Source organism: Sinomonas terricola (assembly GCF_034931225.1).
Taxonomy (GTDB): Bacteria; Actinomycetota; Actinomycetes; order Actinomycetales; family Micrococcaceae; genus Sinomonas; species Sinomonas terricola.
Genome location: NZ_JAYGGQ010000022.1, coordinates 21,410 through 42,149, shown reverse-complemented (window position 1 = coordinate 42,149; position 20,740 = coordinate 21,410). Strand labels below are relative to the sequence as shown.

The window sequence follows — 20,740 nt, the reverse complement described above, 5'->3', positions numbered from 1 at the left end:
GCCCTCACGCGGTCCGCATCGCCGTGCGCAGCCCCGAGAACTCCGCTCCCGCCGCCTGCGAAGCGAACTGGAACCGGAGCACCGTGTCGATGTTCGAGAGCGTCTCGGTGTCGAGGTTCACGTTGTTCCCGTCGAGCCGCGTGGGCTCGAGCGACGTCGCAGTGGTCGCGGCGGCGTGCCCGTCACCCGCCTGCACGGAAGCGGCCAGGGCGTCCTCGAACCGGACCCGCTTGGCGTGGTAGCCGGGCGTGTTGACGTTGGCGATGTTGTCGGCGATGGCCTGCTGGCGCAGCGAGAGGCCGTCGAGTGCGCTTGAGAGCGCGGCAGAGGTCACAGAATCGAGCACACAATCCTGCCTGGGGTACGAATGGTGCCGGCCGGTCCGTGGCCAGAGTGTCGAGCAGTCCGTGCTCAGTGGGGACTATCGGCAACGAGCTGCGAACGGTTAGCAGCAGGCGCCGCCGGACGGCGGAGCGCGTCGGCAAGGCAGTGGTCGTGCGCCGTCCGGGCTGTTTCCGATCCATTGCGGGGCGTCCGGGCCGAACTTAGACTGCGCGCAAAAGGGAGGAGCAGGAGCATCGTGACTGCGCGGTATCACTTCATCAGCACCTTTCGATTCGACGGCGCTCTCGATCCGGTGTGGACCGAACTCATGGAAGTCGAGCAATGGCCGCAGTGGTGGCCATGGCTGAAACGCGTCGAGGTTCTGCGAGCTTCTGTCGGCGACGGCGTAGGGGCTGTGTATCGCAACACGGTGCGCGCGCCAGCCGGGTACGGCTTCGTCTACGAGACCGAAACCACCGCCGTCGAGCCACGCCGGCTGATTGACGCGCGGTCGTCCGGAGACCTCGTAGGCAGAGGGCGTCTCGCCGTCGAGTCATCCTCTGGCTCCGAGTTCACGTTGCGGTTCGCTTGGCTGGTGGAGACCCCGAAACTCTGGATGCGGGCGTTGGCGCCCATCGCACGCCCCGCGTTCACCTGGAATCACGGGTGGATGATGAACGCCTTCGGTGCAGGTCTGGCCGATCGATCGGGCGCCCGCCTCGTCTCATCGGAACACACCACCATCAAGCCGGGCCGTCCGGGCTTCTGGATCATGCCCGAATTCGGCGGCAACACAGACCCGAACGCCAAGGCCGACGAGGTGTAGCGCGTGGCCCGGGGCGCCTCACGAACGGACACCTGACCTTGCGCAGTCTTGTCGGGGTTTCTTGGCCGCGTTAGCCTGCAGCAGGGATCTTGGTCGAGGGGCATCCGAAGGAGGCGAGTCGACCTTGGCAAACAGCACAAGGCTAGGACATGCGCAGGCGTACGCGACCATGCCCGCCCAAGATATTGACCGGGCGCGGCGGTTCTATTCCCAGACGCTGGGCCTTGTTCCAACCGACGATACGGCGGACGGCCTGACGTACGAGCTGGGCCAGGGCAGTCGGCTGCTGGTCTTCCCGAGTTCGGGCAAGGCAAGCGGAGACCACACCCAAATCGCCTTCTCGACCGCAGACGTCGAAGCCGCGGTGGAGGAGCTCCGCTCTCGGGGAGTCCAGTTCGAGGAATACGATCTGCCCGGTCTCAAGACCGTGAACGGCATTGCCGACATGGGTGGGCGACGCTCCGCGTGGTTCCACGACTCTGAGGGCAATCTGCTCGCCGTCACTCAGCCCAGCTGAATCAAGCTGTCATAGTCACGTGGGAGCTTAGAACGGTGGCGGTGGGTCGCCTTCGGGGTAGGTGACGTATCTCCGGCCGGAAGGCGCGGTCCACTCGAGGGTCCCGGGCGGCGGGGAGGCTCCCCGGCTGGCGGTGCGGGCGCTGGGGGTGCCGGGCACGTCGGGGGGTGCGGGGTCGGCGGGGTCGTCTGGGACACGGGTGGTTGCGGGGTCGGCGGGGGCGGTGCCGGCCTGGCGGACCTCCCAGTGCCCGAGGGTCTTGAGCCGATGGTGCTGCGGGCACAGCAGGGCGAGGTTGCCCGTGTCTGTCGCGCCGCCCTCGGACCATTCCCGGGTGTGGTCCGCCTCGGTGGCGGCCGCGGGCTTGTCGCAGCCGGGGAATCTGCAGGCCCGGTCGCGGGCCCCGAGGAAGCGGCGCATCGCCGGGGTCGGGGTGTAGCGCCGCCTGCCCAAGGCGAGCGGGGCGCCGGTGCCGGGCTCGACGCAGAGCCGGGACCACGTCGCGGCCTCGGCGGCCAGCAGCCGCACCGCGCCGGCGTCGATCGGCCCGTAGCCGACGATCTCCCCCGGTGCGTCCTCCCCCGCGTCGTCCTCGCCCGGGGCGTCGGCCCCCCGCGTGAGGGTGCGGGCCGGGACGGTGACGATCAGCTCGGTGCGCACCCCGCCCAGCGGGGAGGAGCCGGTGCCGGCGAGGAGGTCCGCGAGGGCGTCGGCGCGCAGCTGGCCGAGGGTGCGCTCCTCGCCCGGGCCCTGCAGGGACCGGGCGATGGCCTCAAGCCGGGTGTCGATCGCGGCCCCGGCCTCCAGCGGCAGGTACGCGCTCAGCCAGCACATCCCCTCATGGTCCGGCTCGAGATCGACCCGCCGGTGGGCGGCCGCCCGCTCCTTCCGCACCACCAGGGGCTCGCCCGCGTGCCTCTCCGCCAGGCGGCGCAGGCGCCGCCTCAGCGCCCCCTGGGCGGGGATGCCCTCCGAATCGGGCGGGTTGGCGATGGCCGCCGCCTCGGCGGCGAACTCGTCGAGCCGCTCCGGGGGCACGGGGGCGGCGGCGTCGAGGATCGCGGCCGCGCGGCGGCGCGGCAGGGCGCCGGAGGCCATCCCCTCCAGCACCGGCGCCCACGGGGCCTTGGTGACGGCGAGGGCCTCGGCGACCGCGGCGGAGGCCGTGCGCTGGGAGATCCGCAGGGCCGCGGCCAGCTCCGACGCGGCCACAGTGGGGGCGTCCAGCCTGCGCGCGGGGTCCTCCGAGGAGCCGCCCACGGCCGCGGTCAGCGCCGCGAGGGTGACCGCCCTGCGGGCCTCGAGCCGCGCCTGCGCCGCATCGATGCGCTCCAGCTCAGCGACAAGCCCGTCGGCGCGCTCTGCCCGCGCCCGCGCCATGAGCGCCGCCGGGGGAAGCGCCGCCTCCCACAGGAACTCGGCCTCCGGGTCCTCCTCGCCCAGCCCGTCGAACGCCTCGAACACGGACGGGTCCACGGCCGGGGGCTCGACCAGCCGCGCCAACGGATCCCCATAGAAGTCCCAGCCCACCGCGCCCAACGGATCGGCACCCCACGGCCCCGCGCCCGGCCGATCCGCGCCCAACAGATCCGCGCCCAACAGATCCGCGCCCAGCCGTCCCGCGCCCCGCGGATCCGCGCAAACGCGGTCCCCCTCCACGGGGCTCAGGACCTCCTCGACGATCATGGAACGAGTCTCCCCGAGGGGTCCGACAAACTAAGCGCCCCGCCCCGCGAGGATCGCATCCGTGAGACCCGCCTTGAGTCACCCCTCAGGCACGGCATTCGCCTGAGACCCAAGGCAGCCGCCGCCTCCGTCGTTCCCAGAGGAGTCCCGTCCTGACTCGACTGGGGCGGGCGGGCGAGCGCGAGCGGCCCTCTGTCATCCGCGATCCCGAGCCGCGGAACAGTCGCCCCGGCGCGAGCGTGACCTGTGATTCTGCCGCGGCGCGCGGCCAATGAAGCGCCCAAGACAGCCCGCGCCGCCCAAAGGACAGCGGTCCCGCCAGGTGTAGTCCGTCAGGCCACCGGCTGGGGCGACGTCAGACGCGTGAGGGCGTCGACGTCGCGCACGGCCCCCTTGTCCGCCGAGGTCGCCATCGCAGCGTACGCGCGCAGCGCTGCCGAGACGGCCCGCTCGCGGTTCGCCGGGTGGTAGCCCGTGGTCGCCTCGAGACGTTCGCGGCGGGCGTCGAGCTCGGCCGCGTCCACGAGCAGCTCGAGCGAGCGGCTCGGGATGTCGATACGGATGAGGTCGCCGTCCTCGACGAGGGCGATCATGCCGCCCGAGGCCGCCTCCGGCGAGATGTGCCCGATCGAGAGCCCCGAGGTTCCGCCCGAGAAGCGGCCGTCCGTGATGAGCGCGCACTTCTTGCCGAGGCCGCGACCCTTGAGGAACGACGTCGGGTACAGCATCTCCTGCATGCCCGGCCCGCCCTTGGGGCCCTCGTAGCGGATGACGACGACGTCGCCCTCCTTGACCGTCTTGTCGAGGATCTTCGAGACGGCCTCCTCTTGCGACTCGCACACGACAGCTGGTCCCTCGAAGGTCCAGATCGACTCGTCGACGCCTGCGGTCTTCACGACGGCGCCATCCACAGCGATGTTCCCCCGCAGCACGGCGAGGCCGCCGTCCTTCGAGTACGCGTGCTCGGCGGAGCGGATGCAGCCGCCCTCGGCGTCCGTGTCGAGCGACGTCCACTCGCTCGACTGCGAGAACGCCGTCGCGGAGCGCTGCCCGCCGGGCGCGGCGTGCCAGAGCCGCTGCGCTTCCTCGGTCGCCTTGCCGCTGCGGATGTCCCATGCGTCGAGCCAGGACTCGAGGTCCGGGGAGTGGACCGAGTGCACGTCCGTGTGGAGCAGGCCCGCGCGGTGAAGCTCGCCGAGCAGCGCGGGGATGCCGCCCGCGCGGTGCACGTCCTCCATGTAATACGTCTTGCCCTTCGCGACGTTCGGCGCGACCTTCGCGAGGCACGGCACGCGGCGGGACTTCGCGTCGATCTCGGCGAGCCCGTACTCGACGCCGGCCTCCTGCGCAGCGGCGAGGAGGTGCAGGATCGTGTTGGTCGAGCCGCCCATCGCGATGTCGAGCGCCATCGCGTTGTCGAATGCGGCGGCGGTCGCGATCGAGCGCGGGAGCACGGAGGCGTCGTCGTCCGCGTAGTAGCGCGTGGCGAGGTCGACGACGGCGGCGCCCGCCTTCTCATACAGCGCCTTGCGCGCGGTGTGGGTTGCGAGGAGGGAGCCGTTGCCCGGGAGCGAGAGGCCGATCGCCTCGGTGAGGCAGTTCATCGAGTTGGCCGTGAACATGCCGGAGCACGAGCCGCACGTGGGGCACGCGTTCTCCTCGATGAGCTGGATGTCCGCGTCGGAGATCGACTCGTCAACCGCGTCGGAGATCGCGTTGACAAGGTCGAGGGAACGGACCGAGCCGTCGCTGAGCGTCACGCGACCGGCCTCCATCGGCCCGCCGGAGACGAAGATCGTGGGGATGTTGAGGCGCAGCGCGGCCATGAGCATCCCAGGCGTGATCTTGTCGCAGTTGGAGATGCACACGAGAGCGTCCGCGCAGTGCGCGTTGACCATGTATTCAACCGAGTCGGCGATGAGATCGCGCGAGGGCAGCGAGTAGAGCATGCCGCCGTGGCCCATCGCAATGCCGTCGTCGACGGCGATCGTGTTGAACTCGCGCGGGACGGCGCCGGCCGCCTTGATCGCCTCGGAGACAATGCGGCCCACGGGGGCGAGGTGCGTGTGGCCGGGCACGAACTCCGTGAAGGAGTTGGCGACGGCGATGATCGGCTTCCCGATGTCGGAATCGGCGACGCCGGAGGCGCGCATCAGTGCGCGGGCGCCGGCCATGTTGCGGCCGTGGGTGACTGTACGAGAGCGGAGGATCGGCATTGGACCAATCAATCACGCGCGCGCGGGCGCATGCCAGTGGCCGCTGCTACTAGTAGTGAGAGTGCTAGCGTTGAGGCGTGGACCGCCTCGACGCCGTGGATCCCGCCGAGGAGCGGCGCAAGGAGCTCGGCGCCTTCCTGCGCAAGCGGCGCGAACGCCTCGTGCGCGCCGACTTCGACCTGCCTCCCGCAGGCCGCGGGCGCACGCTCGGGCTGCGCCGGGAAGAGGTCGCGTTCCTCTCGGGCGTCTCCGTCACGTGGTACTCATGGCTCGAGCAGGGTCGGGACATCAACCCCTCGCGCCAGGTGCTCGACGCCGTCGCCGTCAACCTCCGCCTGAGCGCCCCCGAACACGACTACATCCTCGGCCTGTGCGGCCTAGCCCCCGCGCCGCGGGCCACGCCGTCGGCCCCCGAGCCCGTCCCTGCCCACGTGCAGCACCTCCTCGAGGCGCTCGACCCGACGCCAGCGTTCGCGCTCACCTCGACGTGGCACATCGGCGCCTGGAACCGCGGCTACGAGGCGCTGTTCCCGGGCATCACGAGTGTTCCCGCCCGCGACCGCAACCTCCTGCGCCTCACGTTCACCGACCCCTATGTGCGCGGCATGCTGCCCGACTGGGAAGTCACGAGCCGAAGCTTCCTCGCCGACTACCGCGCCGGGGCCGGCTCCCACACCGACCGCTCGGCGCACGTCGAGCTCGTGACGCGTCTCCGCGAGGAGAGCGAGGACTTCGCCCGGGCCTGGGACGACCACGAAGTGCGGCGATTCGCCTCGCGCGCCCGCACGTTCCTGCACCCGGTCGCGGGGCGGCTCGAGTTCGAGCAGCACCAGCTCGTCCCGTCGGACGCACCGAGCCTGCGGATCATCGCCTACCTGCCAGCGCCTGGCACGGACACCCGCGAGCGCATGGCCGAGCTCGTCGCGTCGACGCGGACATGACGACGGGGTGCTGCTGACCAGGTCTCACAGGAGCACGACAGGTTCCCTCTGTACGGTCCTGCGGATGGGCGTACAACCGAAACCCACCGCGGTCGCGGATGATGTGCCGAGCTGGCGACTCACCGAGAAACGGGCGAAAGCGGAGACCCTAGCCATCTTCGCCGTCTTCGCCCTCTACGCGGCCTTCCTGCTGAAGCTGCTTCTCTTCTCTCGTGCACCGGGTTCGGAGAGATCGATCAATCTCATCCCGTTCGCAAGTATCGCGGAATATGCGTTCAGCCACTCTCCCGGGACCGAGAGAGCGGCGTTCGCCAACGTCGTCGGGAACATCCTGATCTTCATCCCGCTCGGAGTGTACGCATCGTGGCTCCGACGTCGGGCAGCCGCATGGCTCACCATGCTCATAGTCGCCTCGGTCAGCGTCGCCGCAGAGATCATCCAGGGCGTGTTCGCAGTGGGCGCATCGGACATCGACGACGTGATCCTGAACTGCGTCGGAGGACTCATCGGAATGCTCGTATTCTGGCTGCTCTCCGCGATCCTGCGCGAGCGATCTCGAGTACGGACCGCGATGGCCGTGTTGTCACTGCTTTCGATGCCAGTGTGGTGCTACTTCCTCTTCATCATCCGACTGCACATGTGAACACAGGCCCAACAATCCCCCCGCAGCGAAGTGCCAGCACGCGCAACCGCCGGGATCTCACCCCTCCCGCAACCCGCCCGCCATCGCCGCGAGCGCGCGGTCGAGCTCCTCGTCCGTGACGCCGCCGAAGCCCACGACGAGCCCGGTGAGCGGGCTGCTCCGCGCATACGAGCTGAGGAGGTTGACCTCAAACCCGGCCTCCCGGGCGGCAGCCCGCGCCCGCAGCGCTTGAGCCTCCGGCATGAGCCAGCACGAGTACATCCCTGCGAGCGGGCCGGCGGGCGTCGCATAGGGAGACAGGGCCGCCGCAACCCGAGGTGCCCGTTCGGCGTACACCCGCCGCGCTGCCTTGACGGCCTTGTCGAGCCAGCCGTCGCGCAGGAGCGTGAGGAGCGCCCGCTGGGAGGGCCAGGCCGCGCCCGCATGGGTGACCTCCCGCCGTCGGACGATCGCCTCGAGCACGTCGGGCGGCGGGACGAGCCAGCCGAGGCGCAAGGTGGGGATCACAGACTTCGCCGCGGTCCCGACGTAGGCCACCCGCTCGCGGTCGAGGGCCGCGAGCGCAGGGACGGGCGCGACGTCGTACCGGAACTCCGAGTCGTAGTCGTCCTCGATGACGAGGGCATCGGCGGAGCGGGCGGCGTCGAGCAGTGAGAGCCGCTCGGCGGCGGGCATGACGCGGCCGAGCGGATGCTGATGGGCGGGGGTCACGTACGCGGCCGCGAACCCGGTCAGCGATTCGACGGGCCCGCCCGCCGGGAGATCGACGACGTCGCGGCCGAACGAGCGCGCGGTCTCGACGGCGGCCCGGTAACCCGGGTCCTCGATGCCCACGGGGCCGGGCGGCAGCTCGGGAAGGAGCTGCCGTAGCGCGTCGGTGGTCCCGGCGGTCACGATGATCGCGTTGGGGTCCACGGTGAGGCCCCGGGTCCGTGCGAGGCGGGCAGCAAGCGCCTCACGGAGCTCGGGGAGACCTCGGGGATCGTCGTAGCCGCGCGGCGGCACCGACGTGGAGACCTCGCGCCAGGCCCGCCGCCAGCCCGCAAGTCCGCGCGGATCGGTCCACGGCGTCCCGGCGTCGAGCCGCACGAGGCCTCTGGGACGCGGCGAAGGAGCCGACGCCGGCGCGAGCGGGCGCGGTCCTGCTCCCGGCGGGGACGCGACGTACGTCCCGGCGCCGCGCCTGGTCTCGACCCAGCCCTCGGCGACGAGCTGTTCGTAGGCGAGCTCGGTCACGCTCCGCGAGACGCCGAGGTCCGCCGCGAGCGAGCGGCTCGAGGGAAGCCTGTCGCCGCGCGCAAGGGTTCCGGCGAGGATGAGCTCGCGGATCTGCGCCGAAAGCTGCGCCGGAAGGGGCGCCTCGCTCGCACGGTCCAGTCGGAGGGGGAGGGCCTGCATCAGAAGTGTCCTGTCATTCTGCTTGAGAATTGGCCCGTGCCAACAGGCCACTTGGATTCGATGATAGTCATCATGAACACGCTCTCCCCGACGCCCCGAACCCAAGTGAACCGCGGCAAGAACCGCGCCGTGCTGGATCGCAGCGCCCTCCACGACTTCCTCTCGGACGCTCTCCTGGCCCACCTCGGCGTCATCGCGGGAAGCCATCCCGTGGTGCTCCCGACGGCTTTCGGCGTGAACCTCGACGGCCCCGACGACGGCGGAACGCTCTACCTCCACGGCTCGGTCGCCGCGGGCTGGCTCGCCAAGGCCCTCGAGCACGACGTGTGCGTCACGATCACGGAGCTCGACGGCCTCGTCGCGGGCCGCAGCGCCTTCCATCACTCGATGAACTACCGCAGCGCCGTCGTCATCGGCCGAGCGCGCCGGGTCGAGGATCCGACCGAACGGGAGCGGGCCCTCGCGGCGATCGTCGACCACATGATCCCCCGGCGCTGGGAGACCCTGCGCCCGAGCACGCGCAAGGAGCTCGCCGCGACGGCAGTGCTCGCGGTGCCGCTCGCGGAGGCCTCGCTCAAGGTCCGCGCGGGCGGGCCCGTCGACGAGCCGGAGGACGTTGCGGACGGGATCTGGGGCGGGCACATCCCCTTGCGACGCGTCGCGGAGGCGCCGGTGCCCGACGCGGATTCCGAGGGAGCCCCTCCGCCCGCGGACGTCGCGGCGCGGGCGGCGTCCTTCGCCGTCGCCTGAAAACCCGCCTACCCCTCGACGTCGAGGTACAGCGCGCCCCCGCCACGCCCGAGCGGCACTGAGCTCACGGCGGCGAGGTGCCGGGCGGCGTCGTCCTTCGCCTCGGCAAGCCGCGTGGCAAGGCGACGCTGCCGCTCCTGGACCGCGAGCGCGCGCCCGATGAGCTGCTCGGGGATCGGCCCCAAGAACGACGGCGGCGCCCACCCTGCGAGCGCGGGGTCGCCCGAGCCGCGGAGCTGGCGAGCCGCGCCGTCGAGGTCCTCCTCGAGCCGCGCGAGCACGTCCTCCCAACTCTCAGCCAAGCCCGTACCCTCCCGTGGGCGACGGCTCCGCGGGGACCGACGCCGCGGCCGCGTGCCACGACTGCCGAAGCGGCTCGAGGAGCGCCGCGGCCTCGCGGGTCCGGGCGACGTCCCGGTGGATGTTGGCGTGGATGAGAGCCGTGTGCACGTAGTCGTAGATGCCCCGGAGCCCGGCCGCGCCGTCCCAGGCTCCCGGCCTGAGCGTCGCGGTGAGCTCCGCCACGATGTCCTGGGCGTGCAGCAGGTTCTCCCTCGCCCCGAGCCACTCGCCCGCCTCCTGCGCGGCCTCGGCGCGGCGCAGGTCGAGGAGGAGCCGGTCGTAGAGCATCGTCAGGAGCCGGATGGGGCTGGCCGAGAGGATCGCGTCGCGGCTGTACTGCTGCCGAGCGCGGGCTGCGGAGATGGTCACGGTCGCATCCTCACTTCGAGGTCGAGGTCGAGTAGCTGGGCAGGCCGGCGATCTGGCTCGTGAGCCACGCCTGCTGCGACTTGAGCGTTCCGAGGGACGTGTCCATCGCGTTGAAGAGAGCCGTGAGCGCGGCCTTGCGGGTCGCGAGCCGTGCGTCCCAGTCGCTGATCTGGTTGCCGAGGTCGGAAACCTCGGCCTGGCGCCCGGAGACGAGGGCGGTGACGGATCCGGTCACGGGGTCCGACGCGTTCTTCGCTGCCGCCGCGACGCGCGAGGCGATCTCCTGGAGCGAGGCCTGCGTGCCCTTCGGGTCTGCTGCAAGGGCCGCGTCGAGCTTGGACTGGTCGAACACGAACGAGCCGTCCTGCTGGATGCCGATGCCGAGGTCGGACGGCGACTTGCCGCTGCTCGTCGGCAGGTAGACGGCGTTCGTGACGGCGTCCGCGACGCCGCCGATCGTCGAATCGCCGGTGAACACCCCGCCCGAGGCGGTCGAGCTGCCGGAGGTGATCGTCGTCGCGACGGCCGAGTTCTGCGAGATGTAGCCGAGCAGGTCGTTGACCGAGCTGACGAGGCTGCCCGCCTGCTTCTCGATTCCCGCGGTGTCGCTCGCGACCGTCACGGTCACGGTGCTGCCCACGGCAGCCGCGCCCGCGGTGACGTTCACGCCGGGGACGAGGTTGGCGAACGTGTTCGTCGAGGACGTGATGGCCTGCTGCGCGGCGGTCCCCGCATAGAGCGTCGCCTTCGCGTCCTGGGCCGAGAGGACGACGGCGGCGCCCGGCTGGGCCATGAGATCGCTCGCCGTGCCTGCGCTCACCTGGGCGGCGGTGCCGACGTACGCCTCGAACGCGCCCGCGGCGCCGGACTTCGAGGCCGTGAGCTGGAGCCGGTAGAGCGGGTTCCCGGAGGCGTCGGTCCCGGCGGCGACCTTCATCGCCGTCGCCGGTCCGCCCGCCGCGTTGATGGCGGAGACGACGTCGTCGAGCGACGTCGAGGCGGGATTCACCTGCGTCTGCTTGCCGGTCGAGTCGACGAGGGTCAGCGCGGCAGGGGCCCCGGAGGCGTCCGTGGTCCACGCCCCCATGGCCGCGGTGACGTCAACTTGGGACTGCGCGACCTGGCTGATCTGCACGCTCACGGTGCCGGGCGTCGCCGTCGTTCCCGCCGTCGCGGTCACCGCGGGGTTGGTCGTCGTGGCCGTGGACAGGTCGAGGGCGCCCGGCGCGGAGAGATTCGTCGCGAGCGTCGCGAGGGCCGACGCCTTGCCGTTGAGGAGCTGCAGGTTCGTGATGACGCTCTGGTCAGTGAGCTGGGCCTTCTGCAGCTGCTGTTGCGGCAGCGCCTCGACCTGCATGAGGGCGTTGATCATCGACGTGATGTCCATGCCGCTGCCGAGGCCGTTCATCGAGAGGGTCGACACGTTCGCTCCTTCTCACTGTGCTCGCCGTGGGGTTCCGACGCCGAGGGCGGCCGCGGGGATCCCGCGGCCGCCACCAGCTCCGGAAGGGGGCTCTCGGAAGGGATCAGCCGAGGAGCTTGAGGACGCTCTGGCCCGACTGGTTGGCCTGGGCGAGCATCGCCGTGCCGGCCTGCGAGAGGATCGAGTCCTTCGTGTAGTTGACCATCTCCTGCGCCATGTCCGTATCCGTGATGTGGGACTTGGCCGCCGACAGGTTCTGCGCCGACGTGTTGAGCACGTTGATCGCGTGCGTCAGGCGGTTCTGCGAGGCGCCGAGGCCCGAGCGCTGCGCCGAGACGGCCGCGATCGCGGTGTCGAGGTTGGTGACCGTGGTCGCCGCGTTGGCCGCCGTGTCCACGAGGAACGCCGCCGAGCCGGCCGCGCCGGAGAACGCGCCGCCGCCTGTGGTCAGCGAGGTCGTCAGGTTGCCGAAGTCGACCTTGATCTGGCTGTTCGCCGTGCCATCGGCGCCAACCTGGAAGCTCAGGGCCGAGGCACCGCCCGCGGTGCCGTCCAGCAGCTTGATGCCGTTGAAGTTCGTCGAGTTCGTGATGCGGTCGAGTTCCTCGCCCAGGGCGTCGCCCTCGGTCTTGATGGCCGTGCGGGACGCAGCGTTGTTCGAGTCGTTGCCCGCCTGGACCGCAAGGTCGCGCATGCGCTGGAGGATCGAGTGGACCTCCCCGAGCGCGCCTTCCGCCGTCTGGATCACGTTGACGCCGTCCTGCGCGTTGCGGGCCGCGATCTGGCTGCCGCTGGCCTGCGACTGGAGGCCCTCCGAGATGGAGAGGCCGGCCGCGTCGTCGGCCGCCGTGTTGATGCGGAGGCCGCTCGAGAGCTTGGCCATCGAGCTCGCCATGTCCGAGGACGTCTTGTTGAGGTTGAGGTAGGCCTGCATGGCCGAGAGGTTGGTGTTGATGGTGAGTCCCATGACTCTTTCCTCCGTGAACTTGAAGTGGGGTGGTGCTCCGGGCCCGTCCGTGGGCCCTCACCGTGGCTTATCGGCAGGCGTCGCGATCGCGTTAGGCGCCCTTGTCCCCGCGTGCTGCCTTGAGGCGTCGCCAACCGCCGGCGCGGTTGTTCGCGACGACGGCCCTGAACATCTCCTGCATGGCCGCCCAGTCAACGTCGTCGCCGCGATAGATCTGGACACTGCGTGCCGTGGCGTTGCCCTGCCCTTGATTGATGATGCCGTTCGGGTCAGGCGCAAGGGGGTCGTAGATGAAGACGTTGACGTGGTCTTTCGCCGCCAGCAGGGCGCAGATGTTCCCCTGGAGCACGAAGTAGGGCCGCACGGTTCGCTTGATCGTCTCGTGGACCTCGGGGTCGGCGGCGTGCGCCTCGGCCCGCACGCGGCGGCAGATCGCCTGCTGCCACTCGGGAAGGCGGTCGATGTACTCGTCGACCCGGGGGTCCTGGCGTGGGCCGTCCGTCATGCCGCCGCGCTCGGGACGTCGACCTGGACGGAAAGCACCCGGCCGGCGGGGGTGCGGAAGTCATTCGGGAAACGCGAGGTCACGATGTAGAGCGTCCTGCCGTCGGGCCCTCCGAGCGCGCACGCGTAACAGCCGAGGTCGGCGTCGATCGTCTGGACGACCTCACCGCCCTCGCGCACCCGCACGCAATGTCGGTTGCCGACGTCGGCCGCCCAGACCGCGCCCTCGGCATCCAGGCAGATCCCATCCGGGTGATCGCCCGGGAGCTCGGCCCACACACGACGATCGGACAACGAGCCGTCCTCGCCGATGGCGAAGGCGGTCAGCCGGTTCCCGTATGACTCCGCGACGATCAGCGTCCCGTCGTCGGGGGTGACGACCATCCCGTTCGGGAACGCGAGGCCCTCGGCGGCGCGTCGTGCCGTTCCATCCGGAGTGACGACCGCGAGGATTCCCGGAGCATACCCGCCGCCCGGAAAGTCGAAGCCGATGCAGCCGACGAACGCGTTCCCCCGCTTGTCGACGGCGATGTCGTTCCACGCGTGCGGATCCAGGTTCCGTAGCTCGGCGTGTGTCACCAGGGTGCCGTCCTGTTCCTGCCGCACGAGCCGGTCGCCCGAGACCAGCAGCAGCCGCCCATCGGGAAGCCAGTCGATGCAGCAGGGAATCGCGGTGGGACGTTCGACGACCTCGCGCGTGCCGTCCGCATCCAGCGTGATCAACTCGTGGGCGGCCCAATCCGCGACCCACAGCCTGCCGTCGTGCCAGCGCGGCGACTCGCCGAGGATGAGCCCGTCCAAGACCACGTTCAAGGTCACTGCCGCCTCCGTCGCGAGAAGCCGTCGAGGGCGGAAGCATGCGCCCCGCCCGCCGTGCTGATGCCATCAGGGTGGCGGCGCCCGTCTCCCTGGCGCAAGAGCGGGAGGAGCGGCGCCCCTCATGACTTCAACCATGATCCTGCCGAGATCAGCGAGAGGGCTGAAGGGCCGGCTGGACGCGGTCATTCGAAACCTTCAGGGAGACGGGACGGTCCCGGAGGGAGGTTTTTGGCGGCCGGTCCATGGATGACGGTGCCGTCGATGGCGAATCGGGAGCCATGGCATGGGCAGTCCCACGTGGTATCGCTGGGGTTGAAGCCGACAGTGCAGCCAAGGTGGGTGCACGTTGCGGAGAGCGAGTGGACCTGGCCATCGTCGTCCTTGTACACGGCGATCTCCTGGCCGCCGACTTTGATGACTGCTCCCGCCCCGGGGGTCAGAGCGTCGCGACCGGTTCGCCCGCGCGGCTTGCTCGTCAGGACCGCCGTCATGGTCTTGGCGTTCTCCGTGATGAACCTGCTGGCGCTGGCGACGGGCGTGATCCGATTGCTGTTGAACGCTCGCGCCCATCGGTTCTCCCGACCGTTCAACGTGTCGGCGAGGATGAGGGCGGCGGCGGTCCCGTTGGACAGGCCCCATTTGCGAAGGCCCGTGATCACATGCACGTGCCTGGCGAGCGGGGACACGAGTCCGACGTAGGGCAGCCCGTCAAGCGGCATCCCATCCTGCGTTGACCAGCGGTAGGCCACCTCGCCGACACTGAGGCGGTCGTGGGCAAAGCCGGCGAGTCTGTTGTAGCGCCCCGCGGTGTCTCCGGCCTCCGACACGCGATGGCCTTCGCCGCCGGCCAGCACGTAACTCGTGCCGCCGAGGTCGACGGTGAGAATGGAGCGCAGCGGTTCGTCGGCGCTGATGAAAGTTGCGTCCAGCGGCGGGGTGTCCACTCGTCCCGCGACGATGTAAGAGCGGTGCGGGTGGCAGCGAAGGAAGAACAATCCGAGGCTGCCGAACGCCACATTGGTGGCCAAGACAATGTCATGAGCGTGGACCGCTCCCTGCTCGGTGTCGACCGTGCACGGGGTCCCGTCGTGCACTTGCTGCACGGGTGTTTGCTCGAATACGAAGCTGCCTTCGCCGTCGACCGCCCGGGCGAGTCCTTGGAGGTACTTCACGGGGTGGACTTGCGCCTGACCGTCGAACCGGATCGCGCCCTTGACCGGAAAGGCCAGCGGCACGTCGCTCGTGAACGTGGACGGTAGACCGAGTCTAGAGGCCAGGGCAGCTTCGGCGCGGACGAGTTCGAGACCGTCATCGGATTCGGCGTAGGTGTAGTTGGCGACTCGGCGGAAGCCGCAGTCGATGGCCTCGTCAGCCACGACGTGCGCAATGTGCTCGATCGCCGCTTCGTTCGCCTGTCCGTAGGCGCGGGCCGTGCCGGTGCCGTGGCTGCGCGCAAGTCGGGCATAGGCCAGACGGTGCAGGGACGTGATCTTGCCAGTGGTATGGCCGGTGACGCCAGTTCCAACACGGGCGGCCTCGATGACCGCAACCGTGCGGCCGGCGCGTTTGAGCGCGAGCGCGGTGGTCAGCCCCGCGATGCCGGCGCCGACCACCGCCACATCGACTTCGATCTGCCCGCCCAGAGCAGGGTAATCGGTGGTTCCGGCGGTAGCGACCCAGAGCGAGACGGGTTCACCTTCTGGCCGAGCGTCGTTCGATGCGGGAGTCACCACGACACCTCCGGATCGGTGACAATGCCCGGGAAGTCTCCGCGGGCTTGAGTGCAGCCCATGGTAGGACCGCCACGCAGGCCAGGAATAGAGGCAACAACGAGGTGCGCGACACCCTTACCAATCCCCCATCCCAGCCGATAGTGCGAGTCACACGGCGTTCCGCGCAGCGCAGCGCCGCACAGCCTTATTGACGGGGGACCAACGAATGGCGATTCAAGACCTCTCGGCACAGCTCTGGCACGAGCGCGAACTGCTGGACCTGCTGACCTTCAAGCTCGAGGAGGAACAGCTCCTCCTCACCGCGGGGAAGACGAGATGGCTCTCGCACGCGACGCGTGAGGTCGAGCAGGTCCTCGACCGCCTCGCCGCGGCGGGCCTCGCGCGCGCGGTGACGGCCGCCGTCGTCGCCCGCGAATGGGGACTCCCCGACGAGGCGACCCTCCGGGAGCTCGCCGCCGGCGCTCCCGACGGTCCGTGGGGCGCGATCCTCTCGGCCCACCTCACGGCGATGACAGAGCAGACGACGGCGATCCGGCAGCTCCGCGACGCGAACGCCCAGTTCCTGCGGGCCGCGTCGCGCTCCGCCCAGGAGACCCTCGCCGACGGCCAGCCGGCCGCCAAGACGTACGACGCGCGGGGGCGGGCCGCGGGGGCAAGCAGCGCGCGCCTCTTTGACCGGGACCTGTGAGCGAAGGACCACCCATGAGCACCTTCGGAGCCCTCTCGACGGCGTACAGCGGCCTTGTCGCCGCGCAGCAGGCCCTCGACGTCGCAGGTCAGAACGTCGCGAACGCAGGCACGGACGGCTACACGCGGCAGCGCGTCGACCAGGCCGCCGTCGGGCCGTCTGGCCCAGAAGGCCTCGCCTGGGCCGGGGGCCCGCGCGCGGGCGAGGGCGTCGCCGTGCAGCGGATCGAGCGCCTCGGGAACGCATTGCTCGACGCGAGCGTGCGAAGTACGACAGCGGCGTCCGGCTACGCGGCGCAGCGTTCGGCCGCGTATCAGGGCATCGAGGCGGCGCTGCAGGAGCCCGGGAGCGGCGGCGTCTCGGCGCAGCTCCAGTCGTTCTGGGCCGCGTGGCACGACGTGGCGAATCAGCCCGGCGAGCCGGCTCCCGCATCGGTCCTCCTCGACAGCGGGAGGCAGCTCGCGGCGCGGCTTTCGGCCGGGTACGCGGCCCTCTCGGGTCAATGGTCGGCGGCCCGCGCCGACGCCGCGACGATGGTGACGGCCGTCAACGACGCCGCACGACAGATCGCGGCGCTCAATGTGCGCATCCGCTCGGCCGTCGCGGCGGGCGGCTCGGCGAACGAGCTCGTCGACGCGCGCAGCCGCCTCACGGAGACGGTTGCGTCGCTCGCGGGCGGAACAGTCCGCGAGCACGCAGACGGCACGGTCACAGTATCGGTGGGCGGGAACGCGCTCGTCGACGGCGACGCCGCGCGCGCGATCGAGCTCGCTGGCGGCACGACGATGGGGGCCGCACCCGGGCCGTCCCTCGTCTGGGCGGACCGGCCGTCGGTGCCCGCGAGCCTGGACGGCGGCTCGCTCGCCGGCGCGCTCTCGGTGCTCGCCCCCGCGAACGCCCAGGGCACGGGCGGCCCCATCGCGGAGGCCGCGGCGGGCTACAGCGCCCTCGCGGCAACCCTCGCGGCGGCCGTCAACACGGTGCACGCCGCGGGGCAGACGACGGGCGGCGCGACCGGCCTCGCGTTCTTCGCCCTCGACCCCAGCGTCCCGGCGGCCGAGGGCCTCTCCGTCGTGCCGACGGACGCGAGCGGCGTTGCGGCGGGGGCTGCGGGGGCGGGCGCCTACGACGGAGCGACCGCGGACGCCATCGCGCAGCTCGGCGCGGCGAACGGATCCCCGGACAGCCAATGGGCCGGATTCGTCACGGCGCTCGGCAGCTCATCGAAGGCCACGCAGCAGGAGGAATCGCTCGCGGCCACAGCGGCCTCGAGCGCGAAGACGGCCCAGACCTCGAGCGCGTCGGTGAGCCTCGACGAGGAGAACATGGGCCTCGTCGCGGGGCAGCACGCGTATCAGGCCGCGGCCCGCGTCATGAGCGCGATCGACCAGGCGCTCGACACCCTCATCAACCACACGGGAACGGTAGGACTCTGACATGCTCCGCGTGACCAGCCAGACCATGATGATGGCGGCCGAGCGCAGCCTCGGGGCGGGCCAGGCGCGGCTCGCGGCCGCGCAGGACCGCGCGAGCTCGGGCCGCCGGATCGCGAGGCCCTCCGACGATCCACTCGGGACGGGGGACGCGCTGCGCGTGCATGCCGAGATAGCCGCCACAGCCCAGTACAGGCGCAACATCGACAACGGCACGGCCTGGCTCACGACGCTCGATTCGGCGCTCGGCGGCGCGACAGCGCTCTTGCGGCAGGTCCGCGACCTCGCGGTCCAGGGCGGCAACGGCTCCCTGACCCCGGACGGGAAAAAGGCCCTCGCGGACCAGGTCGACGGCGCGCGCAAGGACCTCCTCGCGGCCGCGAACACGCAGTACCTCGGCCGGAACGTCTTCGCGGGGACGTCGGACGCGCCGAGCGCGTTCATCGACGGCGCCCCGCCCGTGTTCAACGGCTCCCCCGGCGGATCGGTCCAACGTCGGCTTTCGGCGGATCAGACCGTGCGGGTGGACGCGGACGGAGCGGCCGTGTTCGGGACGGGCGCGGCGTCAGTCTTCTCGGTCCTCGACGGCATCGCGGCGGATCTGCGCAGCGGCGCGGATCCGACGGCGCGGCTCCAAGCGCTCGACGGCGGCATCCGGGCCGTCCTGAGTGGGCGCGCCGACGTCGGGACTCGCCTTGCACAGCTCGAACGGGCAGGATCGGATCTCATGGCACACCAGACCGCGCTCGAGTCGCAGCGCTCGGGCATCGAGGACGTCGATCTCGGGAAGGCGGCCCTCGACCTGCAGCTCCAGCAGACCGCGTATCAGGCCGCCCTCGCGGTCACGGCCCGCGCCCTTCCGCCGAGCCTCATGGACTTCCTCAAGTGAGCGCGCCCCTCACCCTCGTCGAGCCGCTCCCGGGCCTCGCCCCGCACATCGAGTACTCGCTCGACGCCGTCGAGGGCGCCGCCGGACTCTTCAGCCTTCGCCCGGCCGCGAGGCCGGACGTGCGGCTGTTCGCGGTGGACGCCGCCGTGTACGTCCCCGACTACGCCCCCGAGATCGCGGCACCGTGCCGCGCGATCGGCCTCGAGGATGCGGCGGCCGCGCGCATCCTCGTCGTCGCGACTCCCGGCGCGGGCGGGACCACGGTCAACCTCATGGCTCCGCTGCTCGTCAACGAAACGACGGGCCGCGGCATCCAGGCCATCCTCGACGGGCAGGGGTGGCCGCTCCGCGCGGCGCTCGGCGGTTAGAAGGTCTCCGACGCCCACGGCGCGCGACTCCGGCGATCAAACGCTGGCCAACTCTCGCAGGGCGCGGAAGCATTGAAGGCGGGAGCGCGGGAGGAGCGCGAGGGATGGATGTCGTGAGCCCAGTGCTGCGCGCCCTCGCGGCGGCGGGGTCGATGGCGTGGGAGATCCTGTGGCCGCTGATGTTGGGCTTCGCGCTCTCCGGAATCGTCCAGGCCCTCGTGCGCCGGGAGCAGGTCACCCGGCTCCTGGCTGGGGACTCGCCCCGGGCTCTGGCCGCCGCCACCGGGCTCGGGGCGGCGTCGTCGTCGTGCTCGTACGCCGCAGTCGCCCTGGCCAGAGCCCTGTTCCGCAAGGGCGCAAGCTTCACCTCGGCCATGGCCTTCGAGATCGCCTCGACGAACCTCGTCATCGAGCTTGGGCTGATTCTGGCCCTGCTGATGGGCTGGCAGTTCACGCTCGCCGAATTCATCGGCGGACCGATCATGATCGTCCTGGTCGCGCTCTTCTTCCGGCTCTGGGTGCGCGGGAAGATCGTCGACGCCGCCCGAGAGCAGGCCGAGAAGGGCATCGCCGGGTCGATGGAGGGCCACGCCGCCATGGACATGTCTGTCCCGGGCGAGGGCGGCTTCTGGGCCCGGCTCTTCTCCCGGCCGGGCCTCGACGCGGTCGCCGCCTATTTCGTCATGGACTGGGCCGCCGTGTGGCGGGATGTTGTCGGCGGGCTGCTGATCGCCGGCGCAATCGACGCGTGGGTTCCGAAGGAGTGGCTGCGTTCCTTCTTCTTCGAGGGAAACGACGTGCTGGCGGCGCTATGGGGTCCGATCATCGGCCCGATCGTGTCGGTGCTCAGCTTCGTGTGCTCGGTCGGGAACGTCCCTCTCGCGGCGGTCCTGTGGAACGGGGGCATCAGCTTCGGTGGGGTCGCGAGCTTCATCTTCGCGGACCTGATCGTCGTCCCGATCATCCTGATCTACCGGAAGTACTACGGCACCAAGGCCGCCCTCAGCATCACGGGCACCTTCTACCTTGCCATGGTCCTGGCCGGCTACGCCGTCGAACTGCTCTTCGCGGTGACTGGCCTCACCCCGCACACCCGCAACGCCACGGTCCTCGAAGCAGCGGTCTCGTGGAACTACACCACGTGGCTGAATATCGCCTTCCTCGCCCTCGCCGCACTCTTGGTGGCCCGGTTCCTGCTCAAAGGCGGGGCGAAGATGCTGAAGATGATGAACGCCGGTCCCGAGCCGGGCCACTCGCATGGGCATGGGCATGACGACGGCCACCACCACGAGCACTGACGCGGCACTGCCGTGCGTCATTGACGCCGTTCAGCCCCAGAGGATCAGCTCACCGTGAGTTCCCCGTACATGCCCGCCGCGTAGTGGCCGGGGTAGTTGCAGACGAGCTCATAGCGGCCGGCGGGAAGGTTGAGGGTGACCCACGAGACGGCGCCCGGGGCGATGCCCTCACCCGCTCCGCCCGCGCACGACCCCGACGCCTCGCCGAGGAGCCCGGCCTCGTCGATCCGTCCGTCTGGCCCGCTGATCCTCGTGCCCGGGGTCTGCCCGCCGGGAAGGGGCAGGACGAGAAGCTCGTGTGGGACGTACCCCAGATTCGTCACGGCGATCGAGACCTGGCCGCGCGGGACGGAAGTCCTGTCCGCAGAGAGCCTCATCGCCCCGCGCATCATGGGAGAGCCCATCACGCTCACACCCAGGTCCGTCTCTGAGACCCTGATCAGGGTGCCGGGAAGGCTCGGGGCGCTGCAGGCCGGAGGTCCCACCGTTTGGAAGCCTGTGGGCGCGCCCAGAAGGGCCAAACCGAGTAGGGACGCGGCCGTCAGCAGGAGTGCGGCCCCGGCGGCGACGAGGATGGTGACAAGGCCGGAGCGCCTCACGGCCTGC

Annotated in this window: 22 protein-coding genes; 10 read left to right on the top strand and 12 right to left on the bottom strand. The window is 70.8% G+C overall.

The window, feature by feature from the left end; genetic code table 11:
- Nucleotides 1-4: 4 nt before the first annotated feature.
- Nucleotides 5-346, bottom strand: coding sequence for a flagellar basal body rod protein FlgB (locus tag SPF06_RS20695; protein ID WP_323281054.1), 342 nt, complete (start codon nucleotides 344-346; stop codon nucleotides 5-7).
- Nucleotides 347-580: 234 nt separating this feature from the next.
- Between SPF06_RS20695 and SPF06_RS20690 the strand changes: the two genes are divergently transcribed.
- Complete coding sequence (locus SPF06_RS20690; protein ID WP_323281053.1) at nucleotides 581-1,150, top strand: SRPBCC family protein; 570 nt, start codon at nucleotides 581-583, stop codon at nucleotides 1,148-1,150.
- Between the two features lie 169 nt (nucleotides 1,151-1,319).
- Entirely contained in the window at nucleotides 1,320-1,667 is a 348-nt protein-coding gene (locus SPF06_RS20685; RefSeq protein WP_323281052.1) for a VOC family protein, read from the top strand.
- A 27-nt stretch (nucleotides 1,668-1,694) separates the two neighbouring features.
- On the opposite strand, the gene SPF06_RS20680 is transcribed toward SPF06_RS20685, so the two are convergent.
- Nucleotides 1,695-3,353 (bottom strand): HNH endonuclease signature motif containing protein, encoded by a 1,659-nt coding sequence (locus SPF06_RS20680; protein ID WP_323281051.1) that lies wholly within the window; start codon nucleotides 3,351-3,353, stop codon nucleotides 1,695-1,697.
- A 332-nt stretch (nucleotides 3,354-3,685) separates the two neighbouring features.
- Entirely contained in the window at nucleotides 3,686-5,569 is a 1,884-nt protein-coding gene (gene ilvD / locus SPF06_RS20675) for a dihydroxy-acid dehydratase (RefSeq protein WP_323281050.1), read from the bottom strand.
- A 77-nt stretch (nucleotides 5,570-5,646) separates the two neighbouring features.
- Between ilvD and SPF06_RS20670 the strand changes: the two genes are divergently transcribed.
- Together SPF06_RS20670 and SPF06_RS20665 are read left to right on the top strand one after the other, a co-directional pair.
- On the top strand, nucleotides 5,647-6,510 hold the full coding sequence (locus SPF06_RS20670) for a helix-turn-helix transcriptional regulator (RefSeq protein ID WP_323281049.1): 864 nt from the start codon (nucleotides 5,647-5,649) through the stop codon (nucleotides 6,508-6,510).
- Between the two features lie 7 nt (nucleotides 6,511-6,517).
- Entirely contained in the window at nucleotides 6,518-7,153 is a 636-nt protein-coding gene (locus SPF06_RS20665) for a VanZ family protein (protein ID WP_323281048.1), read from the top strand.
- 57 nt (nucleotides 7,154-7,210) lie between these two features.
- Here the strand turns inward: SPF06_RS20665 and pdxR are convergent, their stop codons facing one another.
- Complete coding sequence (gene pdxR, locus SPF06_RS20660) at nucleotides 7,211-8,551, bottom strand: MocR-like pyridoxine biosynthesis transcription factor PdxR (protein WP_323281047.1); 1,341 nt, start codon at nucleotides 8,549-8,551, stop codon at nucleotides 7,211-7,213.
- 72 nt (nucleotides 8,552-8,623) lie between these two features.
- On the opposite strand from pdxR, the gene SPF06_RS20655 reads away from it, so the two are divergent.
- On the top strand, nucleotides 8,624-9,301 hold the full coding sequence (locus SPF06_RS20655) for a pyridoxamine 5'-phosphate oxidase family protein (protein WP_323281046.1): 678 nt from the start codon (nucleotides 8,624-8,626) through the stop codon (nucleotides 9,299-9,301).
- Between the two features lie 8 nt (nucleotides 9,302-9,309).
- Here SPF06_RS20655 and SPF06_RS20650 read toward each other — a convergent pair whose 3' ends face one another.
- From SPF06_RS20650 to SPF06_RS20620, 7 genes are all read right to left on the bottom strand, one after another.
- The gene (locus tag SPF06_RS20650; RefSeq protein WP_323281045.1) at nucleotides 9,310-9,603 is read right to left on the bottom strand and encodes a hypothetical protein; all 294 of its coding nucleotides are present in this window, start codon (nucleotides 9,601-9,603) and stop codon (nucleotides 9,310-9,312) included.
- Complete coding sequence (gene fliS / locus SPF06_RS20645) at nucleotides 9,596-10,012, bottom strand: flagellar export chaperone FliS (protein ID WP_323281044.1); 417 nt, start codon at nucleotides 10,010-10,012, stop codon at nucleotides 9,596-9,598. The genes SPF06_RS20650 and fliS overlap by 8 nt, the downstream gene beginning before the upstream one ends.
- A gap of 10 nt (nucleotides 10,013-10,022) precedes the next feature.
- Nucleotides 10,023-11,435, bottom strand: a complete 1,413-nt coding sequence (gene fliD / locus SPF06_RS20640; protein ID WP_323281043.1) for a flagellar filament capping protein FliD — start codon at nucleotides 11,433-11,435, stop codon at nucleotides 10,023-10,025.
- A gap of 103 nt (nucleotides 11,436-11,538) precedes the next feature.
- Nucleotides 11,539-12,402, bottom strand: coding sequence for a flagellin N-terminal helical domain-containing protein (locus SPF06_RS20635; protein WP_323281042.1), 864 nt, complete (start codon nucleotides 12,400-12,402; stop codon nucleotides 11,539-11,541).
- A gap of 91 nt (nucleotides 12,403-12,493) precedes the next feature.
- The gene (locus SPF06_RS20630) at nucleotides 12,494-12,907 is read right to left on the bottom strand and encodes a DUF1801 domain-containing protein (RefSeq protein ID WP_323281041.1); all 414 of its coding nucleotides are present in this window, start codon (nucleotides 12,905-12,907) and stop codon (nucleotides 12,494-12,496) included.
- Entirely contained in the window at nucleotides 12,904-13,725 is an 822-nt protein-coding gene (locus SPF06_RS20625) for an SMP-30/gluconolactonase/LRE family protein (RefSeq protein WP_323281040.1), read from the bottom strand. The genes SPF06_RS20630 and SPF06_RS20625 overlap by 4 nt, the downstream gene beginning before the upstream one ends.
- Nucleotides 13,726-13,907: 182 nt before the next feature.
- The gene (locus tag SPF06_RS20620) at nucleotides 13,908-15,455 is read right to left on the bottom strand and encodes an FAD-dependent oxidoreductase (RefSeq protein ID WP_323281039.1); all 1,548 of its coding nucleotides are present in this window, start codon (nucleotides 15,453-15,455) and stop codon (nucleotides 13,908-13,910) included.
- A gap of 208 nt (nucleotides 15,456-15,663) precedes the next feature.
- Here SPF06_RS20620 and SPF06_RS20615 point away from each other — a divergent pair, with 208 nt between their 5' ends.
- The 5 genes from SPF06_RS20615 to SPF06_RS20595 all read left to right on the top strand — a co-directional run bounded on the left by SPF06_RS20615 (nucleotide 15,664) and on the right by SPF06_RS20595 (nucleotide 20,134).
- Nucleotides 15,664-16,146, top strand: a complete 483-nt coding sequence (locus tag SPF06_RS20615) for a flagellar protein FlgN (RefSeq protein WP_323281038.1) — start codon at nucleotides 15,664-15,666, stop codon at nucleotides 16,144-16,146.
- Nucleotides 16,147-16,160: 14 nt separating this feature from the next.
- Complete coding sequence (gene flgK, locus SPF06_RS20610) at nucleotides 16,161-17,582, top strand: flagellar hook-associated protein FlgK (protein ID WP_323281037.1); 1,422 nt, start codon at nucleotides 16,161-16,163, stop codon at nucleotides 17,580-17,582.
- Between the two features lies 1 nt (nucleotide 17,583).
- Nucleotides 17,584-18,468: a flagellar hook-associated protein FlgL gene (flgL, locus tag SPF06_RS20605; protein WP_323281036.1), complete on the top strand. Its 885-nt coding sequence runs from the start codon at nucleotides 17,584-17,586 to the stop codon at nucleotides 18,466-18,468.
- Entirely contained in the window at nucleotides 18,465-18,836 is a 372-nt protein-coding gene (locus SPF06_RS20600; RefSeq protein WP_323281035.1) for a flagellar assembly protein FliW, read from the top strand. The genes flgL and SPF06_RS20600 overlap by 4 nt, the downstream gene beginning before the upstream one ends.
- A 113-nt stretch (nucleotides 18,837-18,949) precedes the next feature.
- Nucleotides 18,950-20,134, top strand: coding sequence for a permease (locus SPF06_RS20595; RefSeq protein WP_323281034.1), 1,185 nt, complete (start codon nucleotides 18,950-18,952; stop codon nucleotides 20,132-20,134).
- Nucleotides 20,135-20,178: 44 nt separating this feature from the next.
- On the opposite strand, the gene SPF06_RS20590 is transcribed toward SPF06_RS20595, so the two are convergent.
- Nucleotides 20,179-20,733 carry a sulfocyanin-like copper-binding protein gene (locus tag SPF06_RS20590; protein ID WP_323281033.1) on the bottom strand — a complete coding sequence of 185 codons (555 nt, stop codon included), beginning with the start codon at nucleotides 20,731-20,733 and terminating at the stop codon, nucleotides 20,179-20,181.
- Nucleotides 20,734-20,740: the final 7 nt, after the last annotated feature.